Annotated in this window: 23 protein-coding genes and 1 riboswitch; of the genes, 18 read left to right on the top strand and 5 right to left on the bottom strand. The window is 63.0% G+C overall.

From position 1 onward, the window contains the following. A complete protein-coding gene (locus HNQ60_RS09490; protein ID WP_184331029.1) occupies positions 1–1,110 on the top strand; it encodes an ATP-binding protein in 1,110 nt (369 codons plus the stop codon). Positions 1,111–1,129: 19 nt separating this feature from the next. On the opposite strand, the gene HNQ60_RS09485 is transcribed toward HNQ60_RS09490, so the two are convergent. Further along, positions 1,130–1,903, bottom strand: a complete 774-nt coding sequence (locus HNQ60_RS09485; protein WP_184331027.1) for a crotonase/enoyl-CoA hydratase family protein — start codon at positions 1,901–1,903, stop codon at positions 1,130–1,132. Between the two features lie 108 nt (positions 1,904–2,011). On the opposite strand from HNQ60_RS09485, the gene HNQ60_RS09480 reads away from it, so the two are divergent. Continuing rightward, a complete protein-coding gene (locus HNQ60_RS09480) occupies positions 2,012–2,908 on the top strand; it encodes an AEC family transporter (RefSeq protein ID WP_184331025.1) in 897 nt (298 codons plus the stop codon). A gap of 40 nt (positions 2,909–2,948) precedes the next feature. Here HNQ60_RS09480 and HNQ60_RS09475 read toward each other — a convergent pair whose 3' ends face one another. After that, a complete protein-coding gene (locus HNQ60_RS09475) occupies positions 2,949–3,344 on the bottom strand; it encodes a hypothetical protein (protein ID WP_184331023.1) in 396 nt (131 codons plus the stop codon). A gap of 24 nt (positions 3,345–3,368) precedes the next feature. Next, complete coding sequence (locus tag HNQ60_RS09470) at positions 3,369–4,664, bottom strand: metal-dependent hydrolase family protein (protein WP_184331021.1); 1,296 nt, start codon at positions 4,662–4,664, stop codon at positions 3,369–3,371. Positions 4,665–4,897: 233 nt separating this feature from the next. Between HNQ60_RS09470 and HNQ60_RS09465 the strand changes: the two genes are divergently transcribed. From HNQ60_RS09465 to HNQ60_RS09395, 15 genes are all read left to right on the top strand, one after another. Then, the gene (locus tag HNQ60_RS09465) at positions 4,898–5,146 is read left to right on the top strand and encodes a Flp family type IVb pilin (RefSeq protein WP_221304112.1); all 249 of its coding nucleotides are present in this window, start codon (positions 4,898–4,900) and stop codon (positions 5,144–5,146) included. An 85-nt stretch (positions 5,147–5,231) separates the two neighbouring features. Then, a complete protein-coding gene (locus HNQ60_RS09460; protein ID WP_184331017.1) occupies positions 5,232–6,476 on the top strand; it encodes a pilus assembly protein TadG-related protein in 1,245 nt (414 codons plus the stop codon). Continuing rightward, entirely contained in the window at positions 6,473–7,351 is an 879-nt protein-coding gene (locus HNQ60_RS09455; protein WP_184331015.1) for a hypothetical protein, read from the top strand. The genes HNQ60_RS09460 and HNQ60_RS09455 overlap by 4 nt, the downstream gene beginning before the upstream one ends. Beyond that, complete coding sequence (locus HNQ60_RS09450; protein ID WP_184331013.1) at positions 7,348–8,097, top strand: hypothetical protein; 750 nt, start codon at positions 7,348–7,350, stop codon at positions 8,095–8,097. The genes HNQ60_RS09455 and HNQ60_RS09450 overlap by 4 nt, the downstream gene beginning before the upstream one ends. Continuing rightward, the gene (locus HNQ60_RS09445) at positions 8,094–8,264 is read left to right on the top strand and encodes a hypothetical protein (RefSeq protein WP_184331011.1); all 171 of its coding nucleotides are present in this window, start codon (positions 8,094–8,096) and stop codon (positions 8,262–8,264) included. The genes HNQ60_RS09450 and HNQ60_RS09445 overlap by 4 nt, the downstream gene beginning before the upstream one ends. Before the next feature lie 28 nt (positions 8,265–8,292). Further along, positions 8,293–9,090, top strand: coding sequence for a Flp pilus assembly protein CpaB (gene cpaB / locus HNQ60_RS09440; RefSeq protein ID WP_184331009.1), 798 nt, complete (start codon positions 8,293–8,295; stop codon positions 9,088–9,090). Positions 9,091–9,136: 46 nt separating this feature from the next. Then, positions 9,137–10,258, top strand: coding sequence for a type II and III secretion system protein family protein (locus HNQ60_RS09435; RefSeq protein ID WP_184331006.1), 1,122 nt, complete (start codon positions 9,137–9,139; stop codon positions 10,256–10,258). A 40-nt stretch (positions 10,259–10,298) separates the two neighbouring features. Continuing rightward, a complete protein-coding gene (locus tag HNQ60_RS09430; protein WP_184331004.1) occupies positions 10,299–11,990 on the top strand; it encodes an ATPase, T2SS/T4P/T4SS family in 1,692 nt (563 codons plus the stop codon). Then, complete coding sequence (locus HNQ60_RS09425; RefSeq protein ID WP_184331001.1) at positions 11,987–12,850, top strand: type II secretion system F family protein; 864 nt, start codon at positions 11,987–11,989, stop codon at positions 12,848–12,850. The genes HNQ60_RS09430 and HNQ60_RS09425 overlap by 4 nt, the downstream gene beginning before the upstream one ends. A 19-nt stretch (positions 12,851–12,869) precedes the next feature. Next, positions 12,870–13,769, top strand: a complete 900-nt coding sequence (locus tag HNQ60_RS09420) for a type II secretion system F family protein (RefSeq protein ID WP_184330999.1) — start codon at positions 12,870–12,872, stop codon at positions 13,767–13,769. Positions 13,770–13,777: 8 nt separating this feature from the next. Beyond that, a complete protein-coding gene (locus HNQ60_RS09415) occupies positions 13,778–14,140 on the top strand; it encodes a DUF192 domain-containing protein (RefSeq protein WP_184330997.1) in 363 nt (120 codons plus the stop codon). Then, positions 14,137–14,592, top strand: a complete 456-nt coding sequence (locus tag HNQ60_RS09410) for a tetratricopeptide repeat protein (protein ID WP_184330995.1) — start codon at positions 14,137–14,139, stop codon at positions 14,590–14,592. Before HNQ60_RS09415 ends, HNQ60_RS09410 begins: the two co-directional genes overlap by 4 nt. Before the next feature lie 152 nt (positions 14,593–14,744). Next, complete coding sequence (locus HNQ60_RS09405; RefSeq protein ID WP_184330993.1) at positions 14,745–16,340, top strand: glucan biosynthesis protein; 1,596 nt, start codon at positions 14,745–14,747, stop codon at positions 16,338–16,340. A gap of 116 nt (positions 16,341–16,456) precedes the next feature. Then, positions 16,457–16,861: an MbcA/ParS/Xre antitoxin family protein gene (locus HNQ60_RS09400; protein ID WP_184330991.1), complete on the top strand. Its 405-nt coding sequence runs from the start codon at positions 16,457–16,459 to the stop codon at positions 16,859–16,861. Continuing rightward, positions 16,862–17,584, top strand: a complete 723-nt coding sequence (locus HNQ60_RS09395; RefSeq protein ID WP_184330990.1) for an RES family NAD+ phosphorylase — start codon at positions 16,862–16,864, stop codon at positions 17,582–17,584. It begins immediately after the preceding gene. Here the strand turns inward: HNQ60_RS09395 and metE are convergent. Next, the gene (gene metE / locus HNQ60_RS09390; RefSeq protein ID WP_184330988.1) at positions 17,541–19,907 is read right to left on the bottom strand and encodes a 5-methyltetrahydropteroyltriglutamate--homocysteine S-methyltransferase; all 2,367 of its coding nucleotides are present in this window, start codon (positions 19,905–19,907) and stop codon (positions 17,541–17,543) included. The two genes, HNQ60_RS09395 and metE, sit on opposite strands and share 44 nt — an antisense overlap. Positions 19,908–20,125: 218 nt before the next feature. After that, positions 20,126–20,343: riboswitch (cobalamin riboswitch) on the bottom strand. Positions 20,344–20,465: 122 nt separating this feature from the next. Between metE and HNQ60_RS09385 the strand changes: the two genes are divergently transcribed. Further along, positions 20,466–20,834, top strand: coding sequence for a YbaN family protein (locus tag HNQ60_RS09385; protein ID WP_184330986.1), 369 nt, complete (start codon positions 20,466–20,468; stop codon positions 20,832–20,834). 83 nt (positions 20,835–20,917) lie between these two features. Here HNQ60_RS09385 and HNQ60_RS09380 read toward each other — a convergent pair whose 3' ends face one another. Then, positions 20,918–21,835 carry a DUF2268 domain-containing putative Zn-dependent protease gene (locus HNQ60_RS09380; protein ID WP_184330985.1) on the bottom strand — a complete coding sequence of 306 codons (918 nt, stop codon included), beginning with the start codon at positions 21,833–21,835 and terminating at the stop codon, positions 20,918–20,920. Positions 21,836–21,868: the final 33 nt, after the last annotated feature.

Raw genomic sequence — 21,868 nt, 5'->3', positions numbered from 1 at the left:
ATGGACATCGACAATCTGAATCCGGAGTGCGGCCGGGAGGACCGCCGTTCTCTGTCTGCGGGGCTCTCGTTCCACCACGAGCTCTACGATCTCGGGGATACGGTACTCAAGACGCGGGCGATTCGTGCGCTCGAGAACGTTGCGGCGCGCTACCCGATATGCCGCTCCGTGCGATGCGCGACCCGTCGCAAGGTCGAGGACGTCTTCGACGATCTCGCGCTTCACATGGGTATGACGGCGTTGCGAATGGACGAGGGAACGCTGTTGCTCGACGGCCCGGGCGTCTTCGTGCAGGCGGAGGGCAGGCGCAAGGCGGAGTACTGCTCTTGCTCCTTCGGCATCTGGGCAGAGAGCAAGGCGCGTGCGGACGAAGTGCGTGATACGTTGTTCCGTCTCGTCGGTGAGCGCTACTCACCGAGCCAGATGTTCACGATCGACTGGCACTTCATGAACAGCCGCTCGGGCCTGAGCAGCGCCTCGTTCGATGAGCTCGCGGTCGAGCCCATCTACGATGAGGCCTACCCGACGTTGCGGGAACCGGTGCAGAATTTCATTCGTCGCTATCTCGATGCAAGCGAGACGGTGCTGATCCTGCTCGGGCCGCCGGGCACCGGCAAGACGCGGCTCGTGCGTGCGATTCTTGGCGAGATGTCGAAGCGCCGGCACAAGAGCGCGAACGTGATGTACACGGGAGACAAGCGGGCGCTGGAGAACGACGAAATCTTCGTCGACTTCATCACCGGCTCGCACGACGCGTTCGTCATCGAGGATGCCGATCACCTGCTGCTGGCGCGAAACAACGGCAACCATGATCTGCACCGCTTCCTGGCGATCGCGGATGGCGTGGTGCGCGCGCAGGGAAGGAAGATCATCTTCACCACGAACCTGCCGAACGTCAGCGATATCGACGAAGCGCTGCTGCGGCCGGGCCGATGCTTCGCCACCGTTCGCACGCGCGGTCTCAGCGGTCCGGAAACTTCTGCACTGCTGACGCGGCTCGCCCGCGATGAGGTTCATCGTGAAGCCGTGCTGGCCAAGGTGATGCCGGCGGGGACGCCATCGGTATCGATCGCGACGGTCTATCGGGCTTCTGCGACGCTGGAGGCCTGATAGCGATTCTGGCGCCTCGCTACGGCTTGCCGCGTTCGCCTCCGTGCCTTCCTGCACCAGCAGCGAAGGCAGCGGCGCCGGAGCGGGATTCGCCCGACTCGATGGTTGCCAGCCCATGTCGCAGCTCGTTGCGCATCGCGCCTTCTTCATCGAGCCCCCACTGCTCGATGGCCGACCGTCGATCGTTGCGCATGCAGCTCTGCGGAAACGCGGCGATCTGTGAAGCGAGCTGCTGGGCTGCCCGGAGAGCGTCGCCTGCCGGGACGAGGCGATTCGCGAGACCGATATCCAGCGCCTCCTGCGCATGCACTTCGCGACCCGTGAGAATCAGATCCATCGCTCGGCTGTGTCCGATCAATCGCGGCAGTCGCACCGTACCGAGATCGATGAGCGGCACGCCGAAGCGGCGACAGAAGATGCCGAAGATGGCAGTTTCGGAAGCAACACGCAGATCGCACCAGAGGGCGAGCTCGCAGCCGCCGGCAACCGCATAACCCTCGACCGCGGCGATCACCGGCTTCGACAACCGCATGCGCGTCGGGCCCATCGGTCCATCGCCGTGTTCGCTGATCTTGCGGCGGTCGCCTGCCGCGTACGCCTTGAGGTCCGCGCCAGCGCAGAAGTGACCTTGAGAGCCTGTCAGGATCGCCACGTGCAGGCCGTCGTCGGCGTCGAAGGCCCGGAACGCGTCCGCGAGTTGCCTGGCGGTTTCCTGATCCACGGCATTTCGCTGCGCGGGCCGATCGATAGCAACGATCGCCGTCGTTCCCGAGATCTCGTAGCGGACGGTCATGACAATCTCCTGCAGCCAATGACAGCGGCGCGCAGCGACTGGACGCGCGAATCCCGGCATCCATAGACTGCGCCTCCGCTTCTGTCCACTCGCGAATACCGACGCTGCATGTCCGCGCTGCTGCTTCTTGCATTGTGTCTGCTGCTGGGCTGGCTCGTGGCCCGCTTTGCCAATCCGCCGGCGGCGCTCGCACCCAGTCTCAACTGGTGGGTCATCAATGTGGCGTTCTCGGCGCTCGTGCTGAATCTCATTCCGAAACTGCGGCTCGACTGGCATCTGTGGTTCCTCGTTGCCGCGATGTGGTTCGTGTTCCTCGGCGCCTGGGGATTCTTCACGCTCATCGGCAAGGCGCTGCATTGGTCGCGGGGACGCATCGGTGCGCTGACGTTGGTCTGCGGTCTCGGCAACACTTCCTTCATCGGCTTCCCGATGGTGGAAGCGCTGCGCGGCGAAGAAGGATTGAAGCTCGCTCTGTTCGGCGACCAGGTCGGCACGTTCCTCGCGCTCGGCGTCGGCGGCACGATCGTCGCGGCGCTGTACTCGGGCAAAAGCGTCGCGCCGATCGCGATCGTTCGCCGCGTGCTGTTCTTTCCACCGTTCATGTCACTGCTCGCAGGAATCTGCGTTGCACTGGCTGGCGGCTGGCCGACGATGATCGACGAAATCCTGGCGCGGATCGGTGCGACGCTGGTGCCGTTGGCGCTGTTCTCGGTCGGCCTGCAGTTCAAACTGCATTTCGGCAAGGGTCAGCTGGGAGCGATTGCTCTGGGCCTGGGCTGGAAGCTGCTGCTGGTGCCGCTGATCGTCTGGCTCGCCGGTTCGTTGCTGCATGTAGAAGGAGCGATCCTCACGATCGCCGTCCTGCAGTCAGCGATGGCCCCGATGATCTCCGCGACGATCCTGGCGACTCAGAACGATCTCGAGCCGACGCTGGCGAACACGGTGCTCGGGATTGGCATCCTGCTGGCGTTCGTTACGGTGCCGATAGCGAACGCATTGCTATAGGAGCCTCCGCCTGTGGTCCGGCTTTCCCCCCGGGGATTTCTCAGCGCACCACCGGCGAGTGAAACACCCTCAACGACCGCTTCCCCACCACGAGTAGCAACACAACCGCTGTGATCGCCTCCGACCAAATGGTCACGTTCATCATGACCGTATGCGCGGCCATCGCCGCGAGACTGTAGTGAGCAAACCCGTCGAAGCCGAATGCCGCGTATGCGGCGATGAGCCCGAGTCCCGCAATCTCTCGACCTGTCCTCAGCACGATGTAACCAACGACGCCGATGGCAGTGATGCCGAGCCACGTCCAGATGATGACTGGGATCGTGATCGATGCAGGCAGGTTCGGATACTCATCGACGAACACGCCGTTGTGGGCGAAGTGCAGCAGGCTCGCGCAACAGTGCGCGAGCATTGCCCATTCAATTGCACGCAGCTTCATCGGCAGCCTCGGGTTGCTGGGCGATCAGGGTTGCTTGACGATCTGGCCGCGCTTCATCACGAAGAGCGGGGCTTCGGTCGCCGCGATGTTCTCGAGGACGTTGCCGGGAACCGCGACAATGTCCGCGGACTTGCCGGTCTCGAGTGTGCCCACTTCGGCGTCGACACCGAGCAGCTTCGCGGATTCGCGGGTACCGGAGATCAGCGCCGCGGCCGGCGTCATGCCGATTTCCGTGAGCAATGCGAATTCCTTCGCATTCATGCCGTGCGGAGAAACGCCGCTGTCGGTACCGAACGCGATCGGTACCCCGATCTTTAGTGCGCTGCGGAACATCTTTTCATGCGCGGCGTACGCGGCCCGTGCCTTTTCGGCGATCGCGGGCGGGAGGTTCGCGGCTTCCTTGTTCACCCAATAGACCGCGAGGCGGGTGGGCACCAGGTACGTTCCCTTGCTCTTCATGAGCTGCAGCGTCTGCTCGGTCAGGAAGCTGGCATGCTCGATCGAGTCGACGCCGGCATCGATCGCCAGCTTCGCGGCGACATCGCCGTGGCTGTGAGCGGCCACCTTCTTCTTCCATGCGTGCGCCTCGGACATGATCGCGGTGAGCTCTTCCGTCGTGAGCTGCGGCACGTCGACCGGATCGGCCTCCGACAACACGCCGCCCGACGCACAGATCTTGATGACGTCGGCGCCCCACTTCATCTGATAGCGAACGGCGGCCCGGCATTCGTCGGCGCCGTTGCAGACACCGTCGATCGGGCCCGAAGGCTCGATGAGATCCGGCGGAAAGGGGCTGTTGTCGCAATGCCCGGCAGTCGAACCCACCGAGTGCGCGGCAGTGATCATGCGCGGCCCGGGCGTTACACCGGCATTGATCGCATTGCGCAGGCCGATGTCGACGAAATCGGATGCGCCGAGATTGCGCACGGTCGTGAAGCCCGCATCGAGCGTGCGCTTCGCATACAGCGCTGCGTAGTGCGACTGCTCGACCGGAAAGCGAAACATGTTGGTATGAAACGCGCGGAAGAAATCCTTCTGCAGCTCGCTGCCGAGGTGCACGTGCGCATCGATGAAGCCCGGCAGCAGCGTCGCGTTGCCGAGATCGATCACCTGGGCATTCGCCGGAAGCGTAGCGCCACCACCGATGGCGGTGATGCGGTCGCCCTGGATCACGACGACACCGCCATCGGTCAGCCGGCCCGACTTGCTGTCGAAGAGATGACTCGCCTTCAGAACGATCGGACGCTCTTCCGCTCCGCCCGCAACGCAGCTGATCGCCAGGCCGGCGAGCAACGTTGCGACGAGGTTCATCGGTTTCATTGTTGTGCTCCAGGAGAGTGGATCGCGAGACGATAACCGATGCCGCACGGGCGACGTCAACCGGAATGCGTTTCTGGATCAACGGGAGAGAAATTGGCCGTCGAGTCCCGGCGCGGGCGGCCTACGCTTGCCTCACAACGGTCGGCACCGTTGAGCAACGCGCCACGGTCAAGGAGGACATCATGATTCGGCAGGACAGGGAGGCTTGCGCTGTACACCAGCGAGGCCAGGGCATGAGTGAGTACATCATCATCACGGCGCTCGTGGCCGTCGCCGGCATCGGTCTGTTCGCCGCGTTCGGCGACACGCTGCAGAACCAGATGGCCGGCATGAGCATGGAAATGTCGGGGCAATCGGGCTCGCAGGATATCCAGGACGCGCAATCCTCGGCGACGACAGCCCAGACCCGCGCCGCGCAGGCAGACAGTCTCGCAACGTACAACCAGCAGACGAATTCTGGCGGCGGAGGTGGCAACCCCTAGGCACGACTCGCAGCGCTGTTTCCCCGATTCCCTCCCTGAAAGCGGGGAGGGCTTTTTTCGGCAGAGCGCAGCGCCAGGAGAGTTCATGGCAGACCCGCGCACCTCAGGCACTTCATTTCGTGAGCGACATCCCCAGCTCGGCCAGATTGCACCGGTCGCCCTGTTCGGTGTGCTGATCGCGAGCGCGGTGCTCGTGCTGATGTACAACACGGCTCAGAAGGTGACGGAGAAGTCTCAGGTCGCGAACGCCGCGGACGCCGCTGCTTACAGTGGCGCAGTCTGGACGGCGCGCCATCTCAACTTCATGGCGTACACGAATCGCGCGATGGTGGCCAATCATGCTGCCGTCGGACACCTCGTCTCGTACGTCAGCTGGATCCGCTACATCCATGAGTCGATCCAGCATGTGGACAGGATCACCCGCTACATCCCCTACGTCGGCCAGTACGTCAGCACAGTGGAAGAGGTCGCCGAGGAAGTCCGCGAGATCACCGAGCAGGGCGCGCAAGTGCTCGTGCCCGCGATAGACGGCTGGAACACCCATTTTCGCGCGGCGCAGGTCGAGGTGCAGGCCTCGCTGGCATTGAACAATCTCAACGACCTGATGGAACAGACGGCGCGCCGGTGGGACCCCGATGTCAGGATCAATGACCGCGATGCGATCGGCGCGATGCCGGACGCGCTGCGCCGCGTGATCGAAGCGCAAGTGCTGATGCAGCTCGTCAACGTGCCGACGTTCGTCGAGCGGTACACAGCGAGCAACGACAGCGGCGCGGTGAACCAGCTCATCACTACGAGTTTCGCAGCCAACGCGGACTTGCGCCGCTGGATTTCAGGTGAGCGCGGCTGGCGGGAGAATCTCGTCGCTGCCCAGATCCGCAAGCAGGGCTCCACGTCGACATCACAGAGTGAAGACGGCGCCGACTGGCAAGCCCGCGATCAGCTGCAGTATCGAACCCTGGGTGTGTTCGGGTGGCGAAGCTGGAGGCGTGTCGGCGATCGAGTCAGCACAGCACGCGCCTCCGAGTTCGATTCGGACTACCAGGGTGTTCCGTCGTATTACAACGTGGCGGGGCGCCCCAGTGCCGCGGTACTGAGCATCGGTGCGCTCGCGACGAAGGAGCAGTCGCGGGTCGCCACGCATGACAAGTTCGGACTGGCCACCAATGAGTCACCGCTCGCAGTGGCTGCTATGGCGGAGGTGTCGTTCCGCCGTCCGACGGGAAGCGCGTTCGCAGCGCTGGGTTCCAATCGACGCGAGCATGCGAACCTGTTCAATCCCTTCTGGGATGCGCGACTCGTGCCGATCGAATCCGGGATCGGGCTATGAAACGCAGCCGCGCCAGCCATTGGCGAACTCAGTGCGGGAATGCGATGGCGGAGACCATCGTGTCTCTGCTCGCGCTCTCGCCGTTCATCGTCGCTATCCCGATGCTCGGAAAGCAGCTCGACATCAAGCACAAGACATTTGATACCGCGCGCTACGCGTTGTGGGAGCGAACGGTCTGGCGCAGCGACGGCACATCGAATCGCAAGAGCGAGGACGACATCGTGCTCGAAGCTCGGGATCGCACTCTGGGCAATCCGCTCGCAGGGCTGACGGCAGTGGAACAACTCCGCGACGAAGGTGTCACGGAGAACACGTTGTGGCGTGATCTGCAACGTCGTCGCCTGCTCGATCACAACGACGAAGGCGCTCCCATCGAGCATCAGTCGAGTGACCAACCCGCGCCGGTCGATGTCGGGGTTCTGTTCGTGCCGGCGATCGCCTATGGCGACGGCTTGCTCGGCGAACTGCAGCGGTTGCTGCGGCTCGACAGCCTGAGCCTCAACCGCCGCGCGTATGCGGGGACGTCTGTGGCGATCGGTATCCGCCCGGTATTGCGGGAGCTCGCTGGTCGACCGATGACGCTCGGTGAGCGCATTCATGTGCAGGCCCGAGATCGATCACAAGTCGTTCATACAGCCCGCGGCGCGATCCTCAGTGACACCTGGACTGCTCGAGACGAGCGGCAGCTGCGGCATCGCGTCGACGAAGTCACGGTCAACGAGCTCGTGGAGCAGTTCGAACTGCCCGGTCGACCGATCGCACTTCAGGCGCTCGGCAAAGGCCGGCCCTTGTACGGCGAGGGTCAGTTCGGCTGGGAACCGGATCTGCGTCCGCGATCATCCGATTTGCCTGCGGCCTACGTCGAACAACGATGAGATCGAAGAACGACAAGCCCGCGCGCGGATCGGTCGAGCATCTCTCCCGGCTATTGATGCTGTCGCTTGCCGGCTGTGCCTTCATGCCGATGTCGCACGCCGGCATGTTGGCGAAGCTCACGGCAGCGCTGCCGGATGTTCCGGCTCCACCCCAGGGTGAGGCCCAGTGGGTTGCCGCGAGCATGCGGATGAATGGATTGCCGATGACGCTCAAGACGTTTCAATCGCGGCTCGATCCCGATCGCGTCTTCGACCACTACGAGTCGCTGGCGCACCGCTGGGGGCGCAGTGAGTTTCGCCGCACGGCCAACGGGACTCATCGACTGCTGGCAATCCGTTCGGTGAGTCACGTCATCACGATCGAGGCACGCGCGACGATCGGAGGATGCGAAGGGACGATCACGGTGAGCGGCTTGCCTGAGAGCGCAACTGCGCCGGGGCGAACAGCGTTCCCGCATCCTCCGACCGCGCAAGTGGTGAGTCGCCAGGAGTACGAAGACGCAGGCATCGAGGCGGAGCACCTGAGCTTCGTGAGCCAACGAACGGTGGTCGTCGAAGCGGAGGCGTTCGCGGGTGAGCTTCTGCGCGCAGGCTGGCAGATTCTGCGGCAGCAATCGATGGAGCGCCGGGGACGCGGCGTCGTAATCGAAGCCCAGTACGGTTCGCAACAGGCACTGGTCACGTTTCAGCCGGATAGCAGCGAGCGGGCCAGGACGGCCATCGTTGTCGTGTGGAGAAAATCGTGATCGCACCGTTCGCAGCCTTCAAGACACAGCAGCGCGGTTGGGGAGCAGCCGAGTATCTCGCGGTGCTGCTTGGACTGATGGCTGTATGGCAAGGCGCGCCCGCGGTATTGCGCCTGATCCAGGAATACCACACCGAGTTCTCGTGGGCACTGATGGTGCCGTTCTGAACGCGTTCCATGCAGGGAGGATGAGTCCATGAAAGGCAGCGTGATCACCACGCTCATGGTTGTCGGTGCGCTCGGTGCCGGGGGTGCGGCAGCGTACTTCGCCAATGGGTATATAGAGGGCACCGTGAATGCACGGCGATCGGAACTCGATGCCCGCTATGAGCCCTTGCGAGTGGTAGTCGCCAACGCTGATCTGCGACCTGGTGTGTTCCTCTCGAGCCAGACGGTGGCGGTTCGCGAGATACCGCGCAACTTCCTGCACTCCGATGCCATCCTCGCAAGTCATTGGAACGATGTGGCGGGGCGCGTGCTGGCGCATGGCATGCGCAGCGGCGAGCCCGTGCTGCAATCGCATCTGGCGCGGGATGTTGCAGCGGGATTCTCGTCGCAGCTCGCGCCCGGAATGCGAGCGCTGACATTCCCGGTCGACGACGAAGCCTCGATCTCCGGCATGCTCTCGCCGGGCGATCGCATCGATATTCTCTTCACCACGACGAGCGGCAGCGAAGCCATCACGATGCCGCTGCTCGTCGACGTTCCAGTGATCGCGACGGGTATTCGAACGCTCACCAATGCTGCGTATCTCGATCAAAAGAGCCCCGCGCGCCAGTTCAACACTGTCACCGTGTCTGTTACGCCGGACAACGCCGCGCGCATCACGCTTGCACAGGATGCCGGCCGTATTACCGTCATGCTGCGTCAGCCGCGGGATGAGCAATCGATCCAGATTGCACGCATCACCAAGCGTTCGCTGATCCATGGCGACCGGGTAGCGAAGGTTGCGCCCGCCAGACAGCGCGTCGAGATCATCCTGGGCGGTGGCTGAGATGCATCACCCGCACTCATCACAATGCGTGCTCGCGCCTCTTGCCATGAATCTCCTCGCGTGTGCCATGGTTCGCGCGGACTCGTCGCTCGAGACCGCACCGGTCAGTGTGCTCAGCCTGCCCACGGGCCAGAGTTTGCTGATGCGCTATCCGAACGTGAGGCGTGTGGCTGCCGGCGACGGTGCGATCATCGACATCAAAGTCTTCGACGATACGCAGGAGATTCTCGTGCTCGGCAAGCAAGAAGGGCTCACGGATCTGCGGATCTGGAGTCGCGACGGTTCCAGTGTCGCTTACCTCGTCAAAGTCCTCGGCATTCCCGAACCCGCGCTCGTGCCACGCGAGGCGCTCCAGCAGAAGTCGACGATCCTCATCAAGGCCAAGCTGATCGAAGTCAAAAAGTCAGCGCTGAAGGACATCGGCATCGACTGGGCGGACGTGGTGCCCGGACCAGTCTTCGGGACCTTGTCGGAGTTCGTGAGCAATCCGTACTACCGGATCGTGCCTCCAGGCGTCGACGGCATCGACGGGCTTCCGCTGGAGCTGGGGACCTCGAACAACTACTTCGCACTGACGACTGCGGCGGAGTCCGTGATCCGCATGCTGGTCAACAGCGGCGATGCGCGACTGCTGGCGGAGCCGACACTGACGTGTATCGACGGTGGTCAGGCAGATTTCCTCGTCGGCGGTGAAGTACCGATCCCGGTCCAGAACCAGGATGGCGCGCTCAACGTGATCTTCAAGGAGTTCGGGATCATCCTGAATGTCGAACCGCGCACCAACGAGACGGGCCTGATCCGCACGAAGGTCAACGTCGAAGTCAGCAGCGTGGACAAGGGCATCGAAGTGCTGGGCATTCCCGGATTCGCTACGCGCAAGACCAACACCGAGATGAACGTGCAGTCCGGCGAGGCGATGGTCATCGCCGGCCTTTTCAGCACTGAGGATGCAAAGACGGTCGTCAAAGTGCCGGGCCTCGGTCAGATCCCGATCCTCGGTGAGCTGTTCAAGTCGCGCCAGTTCCGTCGCGGAGAAACGGAGCTCGTCGTACTCGTGATGCCTCAGATCATCACGACGGATTCCGATGCGGTCCGATCGGGCGTGCAGCACTACGAGTCGCTCAGGCAGAAGTCGCAAGAGGCACTCAAGTTCAAGTTGATGGACTGACGCCTGATCAATTCTCAGCACTCACAATCATCACTCAGGGATGACCGTGCTCGAAATCCAGCTGCAAGTTCCCGGCTGCCCTGTGCAGACGCGGCAGATCGACGTCGGCCGCTACAGCATTGGCCGCGGATTCGGTGCTGACATTCGCTTGCGTCACGATTCCGTGGCGCGGCGCCATGCCCTCCTCAGTATCGCCGAGGACGCAGCGCTTCTTACCGATATCGGCGCCGCGGATTCTGTTCGCCGCAACGGCGTTGTCGTTTCCGACACGGCGCCCGCGCGAGGCGGCGACACATTCTCGATCGGCGATTGTGAACTGAAGATCGTGCGCAGCCTCATCGACGAGAGGCCCGTGACGGAGGGGGAGACGACGGTCGTGATACGGACAGCGGCGCTCACGTCCGTGGCCTCGGATCGATCATGCACAGAGCCGGTGGCATCGTTGCGCGTCCTGCAGGAGGAGCTGCAGCGGCTCGTTCTGCGCGAGCTCGACCTGTTTCGCCGGACTGCGCTCAACACACTCGCGAGCGCGGATCTGCGCCGGGAAGCACGGCAAGCGATCGAGTCGATCATCGAATCCGGCGCCGTGGCCCTGCCGCCCGACCTCGACCGCTCCCGATTTGTCGCGGAGATGACGGCGGAGATCATGGGCTATGGACCCATCGAACCCTTCCTGTCGGATGAATCCGTGTCCGAAGTGATGGTGAACGGTCCAGGCCAGGTCTACATCGAAAGGCGCGGCCAGCTGGCCGTAACGCAAGCTCGATTCACGAACGACGAATCACTCATGCGCGTGATCGAGCGGATCGTCACGCCCCTCGGTCGTCGCATCGATGAGGGTGTACCGATGGTGGATGCGCGACTGCCCGACGGGTCACGAGTAAACGCGATCATTCCGCCGTTGTCGCTGGTAGGCCCGATCCTCACGATCCGGAAGTTCTCGCGCCAGCGGTTGTCGATGGATCGCCTGGTCGAGCTGGGTTCGCTTACGCCACCGATGTGCGAGTTCCTGCGGGTCTGCGTGCGCTATCGCAAGAATATTCTGGTCTCAGGTGGCACGGGGTCTGGCAAGACCACGTTTCTCAACGCTCTGTCGGAATCGATCTGCGCCAGCGAACGGATCGTTACGATCGAGGATGCGGCGGAGCTGCGGCTCGCACAGCCTCACGTGCTCTCGCTCGAAGCACGCCCGCCGAACGTGGAAGGCCGAGGCGAGATCACGATCCGCGATCTGGTGCGGAACGCGCTGCGCATGCGTCCGGATCGAATCATCGTCGGCGAGTGCCGTGGTGGCGAAGCACTCGACATGCTGCAGGCCATGAACACCGGACACGACGGTTCGATGACGACCGGGCATGCGAACTCACCCCGTGATCTGCTTTCGCGCCTCGAAGTGATGGTGTTGATGGCAGGCATGGACCTGCCGGTACGTGCGATCCGAGAGCAGATCGCATCAGCCGTCGACATCATCGTCCAGCAGACGCGCTTCAGCGACGGGCGTCGGCGCGTCACATCGATCATCGAGATCGATGGCATGGAAGGCGACGTCATCCTGACGCAGCCCTTGTTCGCTTTCAAACAGCAAGGTGTCGGGTCGAACGGTGAGATCGTCGGAACATTTCGCGGTTGCGGCCAGGCGCCTCGGTTCTATGAGGCGCTGGCCGAGGCGGGTGTCCCGCTCGACCGATCGATCTTTGCAACTGCTTCGGCTTCGCAAAGGGGACTCGCATGAACACGCTGCTGTCGGCAAGCGGGTTGGGCGCGAGGCTTGCTGCGGTCATCTGCGTCTGCCTCAGCGTGCTGCTGACAACGCTTGCGTTGCGTCGCGCGGCAGTCAGTTACCAGAACGCTTTCGTCCTCCGCGCTACAGCGAGCCTCCGGCAGAACTTCGTTGTCGCCGATGCCGGGAGATTGTTCCTCAGCAGCCTTCTGCTCACGGCGCTCCTCGGGTCGACGGGCTATGGATTGATGGGGGTCATGGGCGCACTGCTGGGAACGGTATTTGCGGTCGTGGCACCCCGCCTTGCTGTGGCTTACTTCGCGCGACGTCGCACACGAACCTTCGTGTATCAGCTGCCGGACGCCCTCCTCGCGCTGTCATCGGCGCTTCGTGCGGGCTCGAATCTGACCAAGGGGCTCGAGCTGCTCTCCACCCGTCAGCCTGCTCCTCTCGCCCAGGAGTTCACGATCGTACTGGCCGAATATCGGATCGGACGACCTCTCGCGCAATCACTCTCGGAGATGCGGGGTCGCATCGATTCCCCGGAGCTCGATCTCATGAACACGGCGATCAATGTATCGCGGCGGGTCGGCGGCAATCTCGCGGACACGCTTGAAGCACTCGCCCGCACGCTGCAGGAGAAAGCACACATGGAGGGGAAGATCGATGCCCTGACCTCGATGGGGCGCGCCCAGGGCTGGGTCGTCGGCATGCTGCCGATCTTCATCGGCTTCGTTCTGTATCAGCAGCAGCCAGAGCGGATGAGCCTGCTCTTCACGCAGTGGTACGGCTGGATCGTGCTCGCCGTGATTGCGGTGATGATGGCCATCGCTGCGTGGATGATCCGCAAGATTGTGAACATCGATGTCTGAGTGCCGATCCCATCCGACCATGTCGCCCTATCTCGCACCAGCCTTCACCGCCCTCGCATGCAGCCTGCTCCTGCTGCTGCCGCTCGCATTGCGACGTCATGCGAAGGAGTCAGCGGATCGGGATGCAGCCTGGCGTGACGAACTGCCTCTGTTGCTGCGCCTGATGCGCCCAGCCTTCCGCTGGTATGCCGCGGAAGTGGATCAATCGCTGCCCGGTCACAAGCGCGACGTCCTGCAGACACAACTCAATGCGGCGGGTTTCGCCTATGTCATCACGCCCGCTGAGTTTCTGGTGGTCCGACGTCTCACTTTCGTGGCAGGGCTTACCGGCGCGCTCTGCGTGATCTTCGTACTCGATGTGCGCGATCCCTTCTTTATCGCCGTAGCTGCCAGCGTTGCCCCTTTCGCCTACGTGTATCCCCATCTGTGGTTGCGCGATGCCACCCGACGACGACAGCGCCGCTTCGAGAAGGAGTTTCCCTTCTTTCTCGACGTGCTCGTCCTGGCGATGAAGGCGGGTCTCACGTTCACAGCCGCCGCGGAGCAAGCCATCGATCAGCTTCGCGAAGGTCCCGTGCGGCAGGAGTTCTCGCGGTACCTGCGCGAGACGCGCACCGGCATGACGCGCCGCGCCGCATTGGATCATCTCGCGTCGCGCGTCGTGATCCCGGCAGTGACGAACTTTGTTGCGTCAGTGACGCAGGCCGAGGAAACCGGTGGGTCGCTGGGTGATGTTCTCGCCGATCAGGCCCGCCAGCGACGACAGGAACGGTTCCTGCGCGCCGAGAAGCTGGCGAATCAGGCGCCGGTCAAGATGTTGTTCCCGCTGATCGCGCTGCTGTTTCCGATCACGTTCATCATCATCGGTTTTCCGATCGTGATTCAACTGATCGAGGCCGGTGCGTTCGACATCTTCTGAGGATGCACATGAAATCCGGAACGGTCGAATCAGATCGCGGCGTCACCATTGCGCATCATGTGTGTATCGCGAGCACCTTCTTCCGGCGGCTCGTCGGATTGCTGGGCCATTGCGATCTGCCGCTCGATCACGGGCTGTTACTGCAGCCGGGCGGCAGCGTGCACACACTGTGCATGCGGTTTCCCATCGATGCGCTCTTTCTCGACGGCCAGGGACGGATTCTGAAGATCGCTCATGGGCTCCGGCCCAACTGTCTCGCGCTCGCGCCGAGCGGTACTCAGGCCGTGCTCGAACTGGCGGCCGGAAGAGCTGGCGCATTCGACCTCCACGCGGGCGACATGCTGCGACTCAACTTGCGGAACGCGTCGTGAGCTGTCGAGGCCGAACGGCGATCTTCGCGCGAATGCTCCTGCTGTCCGCGCTGGCACTGCTCGCCAGCTGCAGCAGTTCGCCGAATCGCGAGCGTGTGCAGCTCATGCAACTCGCGCGTCAGGCGGATCTCAACTATCAATCCGGCAAGTTCGATGTCGCCCGTCAGCAGTACGAGCGACTGGTCGCCGCGAACCCGAGGTTCGTTCCGGGACATCTGCGACTCGGCGCTCTGGCTTACCGCAAAGGCGACGTTTCCTCTGCAAGAGAGCGGTTCGAAATTGCCACGAGGCTCGATCCGCGCAACGAGCAGGCGAAGTACAACCTGGCCATGCTGCACTTGAATGAGGCATCCCGTCTGCTGAACGACTACGCGAAGCTGACCGCGAAGGCCACTCACCGACAGGATGTGCTCGTGTTGTTGTCGCACTTGAAGGAATTCGGCGAGAAGTAGGGGTTCGCAACATCACTGTCGCGTCATGGCGTCGAGCACCCGACAACTTCGTCGATCGACCGAAGCGATGGGAACCTTTCATCTCCGTGGCGGTTATTGCCCTTCGCGGATATCCATCCGCGCCCCTATCCGCCGCACGAAGACACTTGCTGATGATTCACCGCCGCGACCTGCTCAAGTCCGCCCTCCTGCTTTCCGCCGTTTCGCCCACTGCCCACCTTCTCGCCGCGCAATCGCGACCGGCGACATTCAGCTACGCCGTGCTGAAAGGTCAGGCTCGTGCATTGGCTGCGAGCGCGTACGAGCCGCCTCGAAGACTCGCGCCGGAGAAATTGCAGCGGCTCGACTACGACCAGTATCAGTCGCTTCGCTTCCGTCCCGAGCGCGCGCTCTGGGCCGATACTGATGGCGGCTTTCGCGTACAGTTCTATCACCTCGGCCGCACCTTCAAAGAACCGGTGCGCATGCACGAAGTCGTGAATGGCGAGGCTCGCGAGCTGCTCTATCGCGCGGCGGACTACGATTTTGGACGCAGCGGCATCACGGCACGTGATCTACCGGCCGATCTCAGCTACGCGGGCTTTCACATCCAGGCGCAGACGAACTGGGCCTCCGATGTCATGTCGTTCCTGGGCGCAAGCTATTTTCGTGCGATCAGCAACGACACGCGGCAGTATGGAATCTCTGCGCGCGCCCTCGCGTTCGATACTGCGATCAATGGTCCCGAGGAGTTCCCGCGCTTCACGTCGTTCTGGTTCGAGCGCCCGCCCTCGAACGCGCGGACCGTCGTGATCTACGCAATGCTCGATTCACCGAGCGCGGCAGGTGCATACCGTTTCGAAGTGACACCCGGATCGCCGCAGGTCATGGAAGTCGACGCCGCGATCTATCCGCGCAAGCCCGTCGAGCGCGTAGGCATCGCACCGCTCACCAGCATGTTCCAGTGCGGTGAGAACGATCGACGCATGAGCAACGACTGGCGTCCCGAGATTCATGATTCCGATGGCCTGTCGATTCTCACGGGCAACGGCGAATGGATCTGGCGCCCCGTCGTGAACCCGCAGGGCGTGCGGGTGAGCTCGTACATGGACGAGAATCCTCGCGGCTTCGGCCTCATGCAGCGGGATCGCGTGTTCGAGCACTACCAGGACGATGGCGCGTTCTACGATCGTCGCCCGAGTCTCTGGATCGAACCGAAAGGAGCGTGGGGCAAGGGCGCGGTGCAACTCGTCGAGTTGCCAACGCCGGATGAAACGCACGACAACATCGTCGCCTTCTGGAATCCAGCCGCGAAGCTGCAGCCTGGGAGTGAACTGCTGTTCGCGTATCGCATGCACTGGGCGACGCAGACACCGTTTTCGTCGGCACTCGCTCGCGTCGTGGCGACGCGCACCGGGATCGGTGGCGTCATCGGTCAGCCGCGTCGCTATTACTCGGGTCGATTCGCAATTGATTTCCACGGCGGCGAGCTTGCGACCATTCTTCCCGGCGCGACCGTGGAGCCCGTGATCAGTGCATCGCGCGGGCAGGTCGAGATCACCTCGGCCCGGCCGTTGCGGTCCATCGACGGTTTCCGGGCCATGTTCGACGTCAGGCTCACCGACGAGAGCACCGACCCGATCGACCTGCGGCTGTTCCTCAAGAAGAACGGCCAGCCGCTGACGGAAACCTGGATGTATCAATGGACGCCGCCCGGACCCCGGGAGCGCCGGGATGCATTGATGGCCACAGGGGCCCGGCTGGAATGAGTTATTTCACATAAGCAAGCCCGTCAGGACAGGTTCCCTGCGGATTGCCGGCTTGAAAGTCCACCGGTGTGTGATTTATATTCCTACTCGTGTGAATTAACACGGGAGCTGCCTCCATGCATGCTCAGCACGCCGACCTTCGTAACCCGGCCCGGACCCGCGATGAAAGGGTGATCCTGGCTCGGGCCGTCACCAAGCTCTTCGAGCTGTGGCAACTCTCCGCCGCGGACCAGCTCATGCTGCTGGGTCTCAACGAAAGCAATCGGATTGCACTGCAACGCTATGCACGAGGCGAGGCGCTCGCGGCGAACCGCGATCTCCTCGAACGCGTCGGTCACCTGCTCGGTGTTCACAAGTCGCTCAAGCTGCTCTATCCGCACAACCCGGACCTCGTGAGCGGCTGGATGGGTTCGCCGAACACGAACTTCGATGGCGCGACGCCGACGGAAGTCGTGCGCCGTTTCGGTTTCGCCGGCCTGCTCATGGTTCGCGGCACGCTCGATCGGATGCGCGGCGGCTGAATGACCGGGGGCAGGGACGCTGAACTGCGAGTCACCCGGGATTCGCAACGCGACTGGCATCGCAACATCGTCAGTCTGCGCAAGAGCATCGATCTGTTCGCCGACCTCGTCGACGATCCGCGCGATGCGCAAGTGCTCGTGCGCCACGAGCTCACCACGAAGCAACCCTACCAGGAGCCGGCGATCATTCATCGGCCCTTCGAGGATGCGGCGATCAATGACTCGATCGCCGCGGCCATCCAGTGGCCCTTCGAGCATCCCTCGCGCTCCCGCTATTCAGCCGGTCGCTACGGGGTGTGGTACGGCGCTGCTTGCGTCGAGACATCGATTCGCGAAACGGTGCATCACTTCCGCAAGAACACGCTGGCATCGGAGGTTGCTGCGCAAAGCAAAGATCCGATCATCCAGGAGCGGCGCGTGCATCTGATCCGATGCAACGCGCTGCTCGTCGATCTACGCGCGCGAATCCGCACTGAGCCCGACCTGCTCCATTCCGACAACTACTCCTACTGTCAGTCCGTAGGCGCGGAGCTGCGCGATGCCGGCATGCCCGGTGTGATCACGTACTCGGCTCGTCACGAGAAATCAGAAGTCGTCGCAGTGTTCACACCGTCCGTTCTCACAGATCCACGCACGGTCTGCTATCTCACGTACAAGCTGTCCCCCGCGGACGGAAAAGTCATCGTCGAGCGCTCGCCGGGAAAAGTTGAGCTGGAGCTGTAGAGCTCTCCTTCCTGACCACTTCCGCGGCCGCCACCATGTTCGCCAGCGCCTGCTCGACTTCCGGCCAGTCCCGCGTCTTCAGGCCGCAATCCGGATTGATCCAGAGCTGCTCGTCCGTCAGCACGCTGCGGGCTTTGCGAAGCAGTGCAACCATCTCATCGACCGTGGGTACGCGAGCGGAGTGGATGTCATAAACACCCGGGCCGATCTCGTTCGGATAGCGCCAGTCGACGAAGGCATCGAGCAGTTGCATGTGAGAGCGTGAAGTCTCGATCGAAATGACATCCGCATCCATCGCGGCAATCGCGGGCATGATGTCGTTGAACTCGGAATAGCACATGTGCGTGTGGATCTGGGTCCTGTCCTCGACCGCGCAGGCAGCCAGTCGGAAATCATCGACGGCTCCATCGAGCCATCGCTTCCAGTCGGCGCGCCTCAGCGGCAGGCCTTCGCGCAATGCGGCTTCGTCGATCTGAATGATGCGGATGCCAGCACGCTCGAGGTCGGCTACTTCGTCGCGGATCGCGAGCGCGATCTGCCGCGATGTCATGCGGCGAGGCTGATCGTCCCGCACGAACGACCACTGCAGAATCGTGATCGGCCCGCTGAGCATGCCTTTCATGACCTTCCTGGTCAGGCTCTGCGCGTACGTCGTCCATTCGACTGTCATCGGTCGCGGCCGTGAAACGTCGCCGAAAATGATCGGCGGTTTGACACAGCGCGAGCCGTACGACTGAACCCAGCCGTTCCCCGTGAAGGCGAAGCCTTCGAGCTGCTCGCCGAAGTATTCCACCATGTCGTTGCGCTCGGCCTCACCGTGCACGAGTACGTCGAGCCCGAGGCGATGCTGACGATCGATTGCGTCGCGGATCTCCGCTCGCATCTGGTCCCGATACTCTGCCTCATCCATCTCGCCGCGCTTGAAGGCCGCGCGGGCCTTGCGAATCACGGCAGTCTGCGGGAACGAGCCGATCGTCGTTGTCGGCAGCAGCGGCAGGTTCAGCACTGAGCGCTGCACCGGATTGCGCTCCACGAACGATGAAGATCGCGCTTTCATCGACGGAGCAATGTCCCGCAACCGCTGCTGTACGCGAGGGTCGTGAATTCGTGCCGATGTGCGGCGGTCTTCGACAACGGCATCGCTTTCCGCCAGTGCCGCAGCGATGCTCACTCGCCCGCGATTCACGCCCTTAGCCAGAGTGGCGATCTCGTCCAGCTTCTGGATGGCGAAGGCGAGCCAGCGTTTGACCTGGCGATCCAGCTGATCCTCACCCTCGAGGTCAACCGGCGTATGAAGCAGCGAACAGCTCGGCGCGATCATCACCCGATCCGCCCCGAGTCGCGCAACTGCCCACTCGATGTGCTTGAGGGAGGCGGCGAGGTCGTTCCTCCAGATATTGCGGCCATCGATGAGTCCGAGCGAGAGCGTCTTGCTCCCCACGAGCGCGAGCGCTTCCTCCAGCAGGCGCTCGAGATCGTTTGACTCCGTGTTCGCCTGGCCCGAACCCCGGCACAGGTCGATATGAACAGCATCGACAGGCAGCGAGAAGGCGAGCGGCGCATTGTCGCGCAGACTGTCGAAGTAGGTCGCGAGCAGAATCCTCAAGCCGGGCGCGGCTGTCGCCAACTGCGCGTACGCCGCAGTACACGCTTCCCGGTAAGGCAGCGGCAGATCCAGCGAGAGCGCCGGCTCATCGATCTGCACCCAGTCCGCGCCCATCGATCGCAGGCGTTCGAAGATCTCCGCGTACACCGGGACGAGGCCGGGTATGAGCGAGCTGCGGCAGTAGTCAGCGCCGTCCACCGTCTTGCCGATCATTGCGTACGTCAGCGGACCGACGATTGCAGGGCGAGTCTGGATGCCGAGGCTGCGCGCATGAGCGTACTCATCGAAGACCTTGGTCGACGCGAGACGAAACGTCTGGTCGGGCCCGAACTCCGGCACGAGGTAGTGATAGTTGGTGTCGAACCACTTCGACATCTCCATCGCTACGACATCGTCGCGACCGATCTGGCGACCGCGCGCCATTGCGAAGTAAGTGGCGGCATCGACGGGCCCACCGGTCCAGCCGTATCGGCGCGGCACGCAACCGAGCGTGCAGCTCAGGTCGAGGATGTGATCGTAGAATGAGAAGTCGTTCGAAGGGATGTGATCGAGACCGCGTGCCTGCTGCAGTCGCCAGTGGCGCTCACGCAGTTGCGCTCCGATCTGCTCGAGCTGATGGAAGGACAGCGCACCCTTCCAATGCTGTTCGAGCGCCTGCTTGAGTTCACGTCGCGCGCCGATGCGCGGAAAGCCTAGATTGGTCGAACGTACTGACACGATCGTTGCTCCGGAAAGAACGCCCGGAGAACGTGAAGGCACGACGACGCAATGCCGCCGGAGAGCCTTGCCAGCGACGCGCGCATCGTGGCCTTCCGCTCCCGCGAGCAGGATCGGTCTTTCACAGGAAAATGCAGGGAGAGCGCAGCGACTGGATGTCGCATGCGTTCCGCCAGCTCCGCCCGAGAGAGCCCGACAGCCGTGCGCCGCTGTCGATTCCGACAGTGACGGCCGCGGCAGGTCTTCGGACTCACGGGCGGACGATCGAATGGATCGTTGATCTACTGGACGCCGCTTCCCGGATCTCATGATCCAGTGCGATGGCGCCGGTCGTTCCCGATTACCGCTGCGGGGCAGCTCCGGAGTAGGTCAAAGACCGCACCGGATTCCCTTTCAAGCCTGCGCGAAAGCAGGCACCGCTGGCGTCGTGAATGTAGGGAGCGGCTCCATCCCTCGTCAACGAAATGGCGTGTTTCGTGCGGCGAAGGAATCCGCGCGCAGTGCTGGTATGGTGTTCGCCCACAAGGTCGAACTCACAGAAGAATTCTCGCTAACAGGATGCTCCGGCAGACGCAGATCGTTCTCTGGCGACTCGGTGCAGTGCTTGCGCTGGCACTCGGCGTTATCGGTATTGCTGTGCCGGTGTTGCCGACCGTTCCGTTCGTCATCCTCGCGGCATGGGCTGCGGGGCGAGGCTGGCCCGCGCTCGAACAGCGACTCCTGGCCCATCCGACTCACGGTCCCCACATTCGGGCGTGGCGTGAGCGCGGAGTCGTGCCACGCAGGGCAAAGATTTTCGCAACGCTTGCGATGACGGCGAGTACCGTCTTTCTGCAATTCACGGTGACATCGCCGTGGTTGCGATTCGGCGCACCCGCAGTGATGTTCATCGTTGCAGTGTGGTTGTGGCGGAGGCCCGAGGATTAGGCCACTTCGTTACTCCCGCGCACGCGGGAGTCCATGCCTTGAGCAAGATGGATTCCCGCGTGCGCGGGAATGACGGGGTGAGCCTACAGCTTCATCCCCGGCCGCCACCCACTCTTCCCCAGCAACGCCTTCGCATCGCCCATCTCCAGGATCTCCCGAAACGCCTGCTGTTTGTCCGTCGCGTGCTGGTAATAGCTTCGCGCGATCCGATAGCCGACCCAGTACCCGAGATCGCCGGGCTTCTCGACGGTGCCGTTGTACAGCCAGTTGGAGAGATCCGTGCTGTCCATCTCGGCCACGAATGCGGTCTCGATCTCCTTCTCGCGGCCTGCTGTCGACGCCATGACCTGCGAGTACGCAACGCGACCCGCGATCAGTTCGGCAGCAAATTCCGCCGCCCCTTCCAGCAACGACAGCTCGAGAACCGTCGGCTTCGCCTTTTCGGCCAGCTCGGCTGACTGCTGCACGTGAATGTATTCGTGTGCGATCACGAACACGAATCGATCCTCGACATTGGGATTCAGCCATTCCGTCGCGCACAGCGCTTCCAGGCCGATCTGAATGCCCGTCGCGGGACCCGCGACGCCCACGGGTTTACCGCGCCCGACGACGATCGTCACCGGTGGTGTTCGCGCCTGCGGATACAGGCGCACCAGCGAGCCTAGGGCGACCGTGAGCCGCTCGCGAACGCGTGGCAGCACCTTCATGCACTCGCGGGCCTTGTCGTACATCGCCGGATTCTTGGCGATCATGTCGGCGATGCGGACGCCGGTGACATTCCGCAGCTTTGCGAGCTGATGCAATCCTTCCGATCCTGCATCCAGATAGTCGCGCTGAAGCACCTCGGCTGTGGGTCGACCCTCGGTTGCTTCGTAGATGCGGAAGAAGCGCTCGACATCCTCGGTCTGAATGGGGGGCGCGGCAGGCATGCTCTCCGCCGCGACGCAGATCGTCGCGCAGAACACGGTGCTGATCGCGAATACGATGCGGGCTCGCTTCATGCTGTTCTAACCTCTGACCGGAGGACGCACGGC

The organism is Povalibacter uvarum, assembly GCF_014202975.1.
GTDB classification, from domain to species: Bacteria; Pseudomonadota; Gammaproteobacteria; order Steroidobacterales; family Steroidobacteraceae; genus Steroidobacter; species Steroidobacter uvarum.
Note: the sequence above shows the minus strand (reverse complement) of the source record. Positions and strands in the feature narration are given on the sequence as shown.

Excerpts from the sequence above, each read along its gene's own strand:
- HNQ60_RS09455 (WP_184331015.1), top strand. The coding sequence starts at position 6,473 with ATGAAACGCAGCCGCGCCAGCCATTGGCGAACTCAGTGCGGGAATGCG.
- HNQ60_RS09450 (WP_184331013.1), top strand. The coding sequence starts at position 7,348 with ATGAGATCGAAGAACGACAAGCCCGCGCGCGGATCGGTCGAGCATCTC.
- HNQ60_RS09460 (WP_184331017.1), top strand. The coding sequence starts at position 5,232 with ATGGCAGACCCGCGCACCTCAGGCACTTCATTTCGTGAGCGACATCCC.
- HNQ60_RS09400 (WP_184330991.1), top strand. The coding sequence starts at position 16,457 with ATGCATGCTCAGCACGCCGACCTTCGTAACCCGGCCCGGACCCGCGAT.
- HNQ60_RS09475 (WP_184331023.1), bottom strand. The coding sequence starts at position 3,344 with ATGAAGCTGCGTGCAATTGAATGGGCAATGCTCGCGCACTGTTGCGCG.
- HNQ60_RS09395 (WP_184330990.1), top strand. The coding sequence starts at position 16,862 with ATGACCGGGGGCAGGGACGCTGAACTGCGAGTCACCCGGGATTCGCAA.
- HNQ60_RS09405 (WP_184330993.1), top strand. The coding sequence starts at position 14,745 with ATGATTCACCGCCGCGACCTGCTCAAGTCCGCCCTCCTGCTTTCCGCC.
- HNQ60_RS09480 (WP_184331025.1), top strand. The coding sequence starts at position 2,012 with ATGTCCGCGCTGCTGCTTCTTGCATTGTGTCTGCTGCTGGGCTGGCTC.
- HNQ60_RS09385 (WP_184330986.1), top strand. The coding sequence starts at position 20,466 with ATGCTCCGGCAGACGCAGATCGTTCTCTGGCGACTCGGTGCAGTGCTT.
- cpaB (WP_184331009.1), top strand. The coding sequence starts at position 8,293 with ATGAAAGGCAGCGTGATCACCACGCTCATGGTTGTCGGTGCGCTCGGT.
- HNQ60_RS09465 (WP_221304112.1), top strand. The coding sequence starts at position 4,898 with ATGAGTGAGTACATCATCATCACGGCGCTCGTGGCCGTCGCCGGCATC.
- HNQ60_RS09490 (WP_184331029.1), top strand. The coding sequence starts at position 1 with ATGGACATCGACAATCTGAATCCGGAGTGCGGCCGGGAGGACCGCCGT.
- HNQ60_RS09430 (WP_184331004.1), top strand. The coding sequence starts at position 10,299 with ATGACCGTGCTCGAAATCCAGCTGCAAGTTCCCGGCTGCCCTGTGCAG.
- HNQ60_RS09470 (WP_184331021.1), bottom strand. The coding sequence starts at position 4,664 with ATGAAACCGATGAACCTCGTCGCAACGTTGCTCGCCGGCCTGGCGATC.
- HNQ60_RS09420 (WP_184330999.1), top strand. The coding sequence starts at position 12,870 with ATGTCGCCCTATCTCGCACCAGCCTTCACCGCCCTCGCATGCAGCCTG.
- HNQ60_RS09435 (WP_184331006.1), top strand. The coding sequence starts at position 9,137 with ATGAATCTCCTCGCGTGTGCCATGGTTCGCGCGGACTCGTCGCTCGAG.
- HNQ60_RS09425 (WP_184331001.1), top strand. The coding sequence starts at position 11,987 with ATGAACACGCTGCTGTCGGCAAGCGGGTTGGGCGCGAGGCTTGCTGCG.
- HNQ60_RS09380 (WP_184330985.1), bottom strand. The coding sequence starts at position 21,835 with ATGAAGCGAGCCCGCATCGTATTCGCGATCAGCACCGTGTTCTGCGCG.
- HNQ60_RS09485 (WP_184331027.1), bottom strand. The coding sequence starts at position 1,903 with ATGACCGTCCGCTACGAGATCTCGGGAACGACGGCGATCGTTGCTATC.
- HNQ60_RS09415 (WP_184330997.1), top strand. The coding sequence starts at position 13,778 with ATGAAATCCGGAACGGTCGAATCAGATCGCGGCGTCACCATTGCGCAT.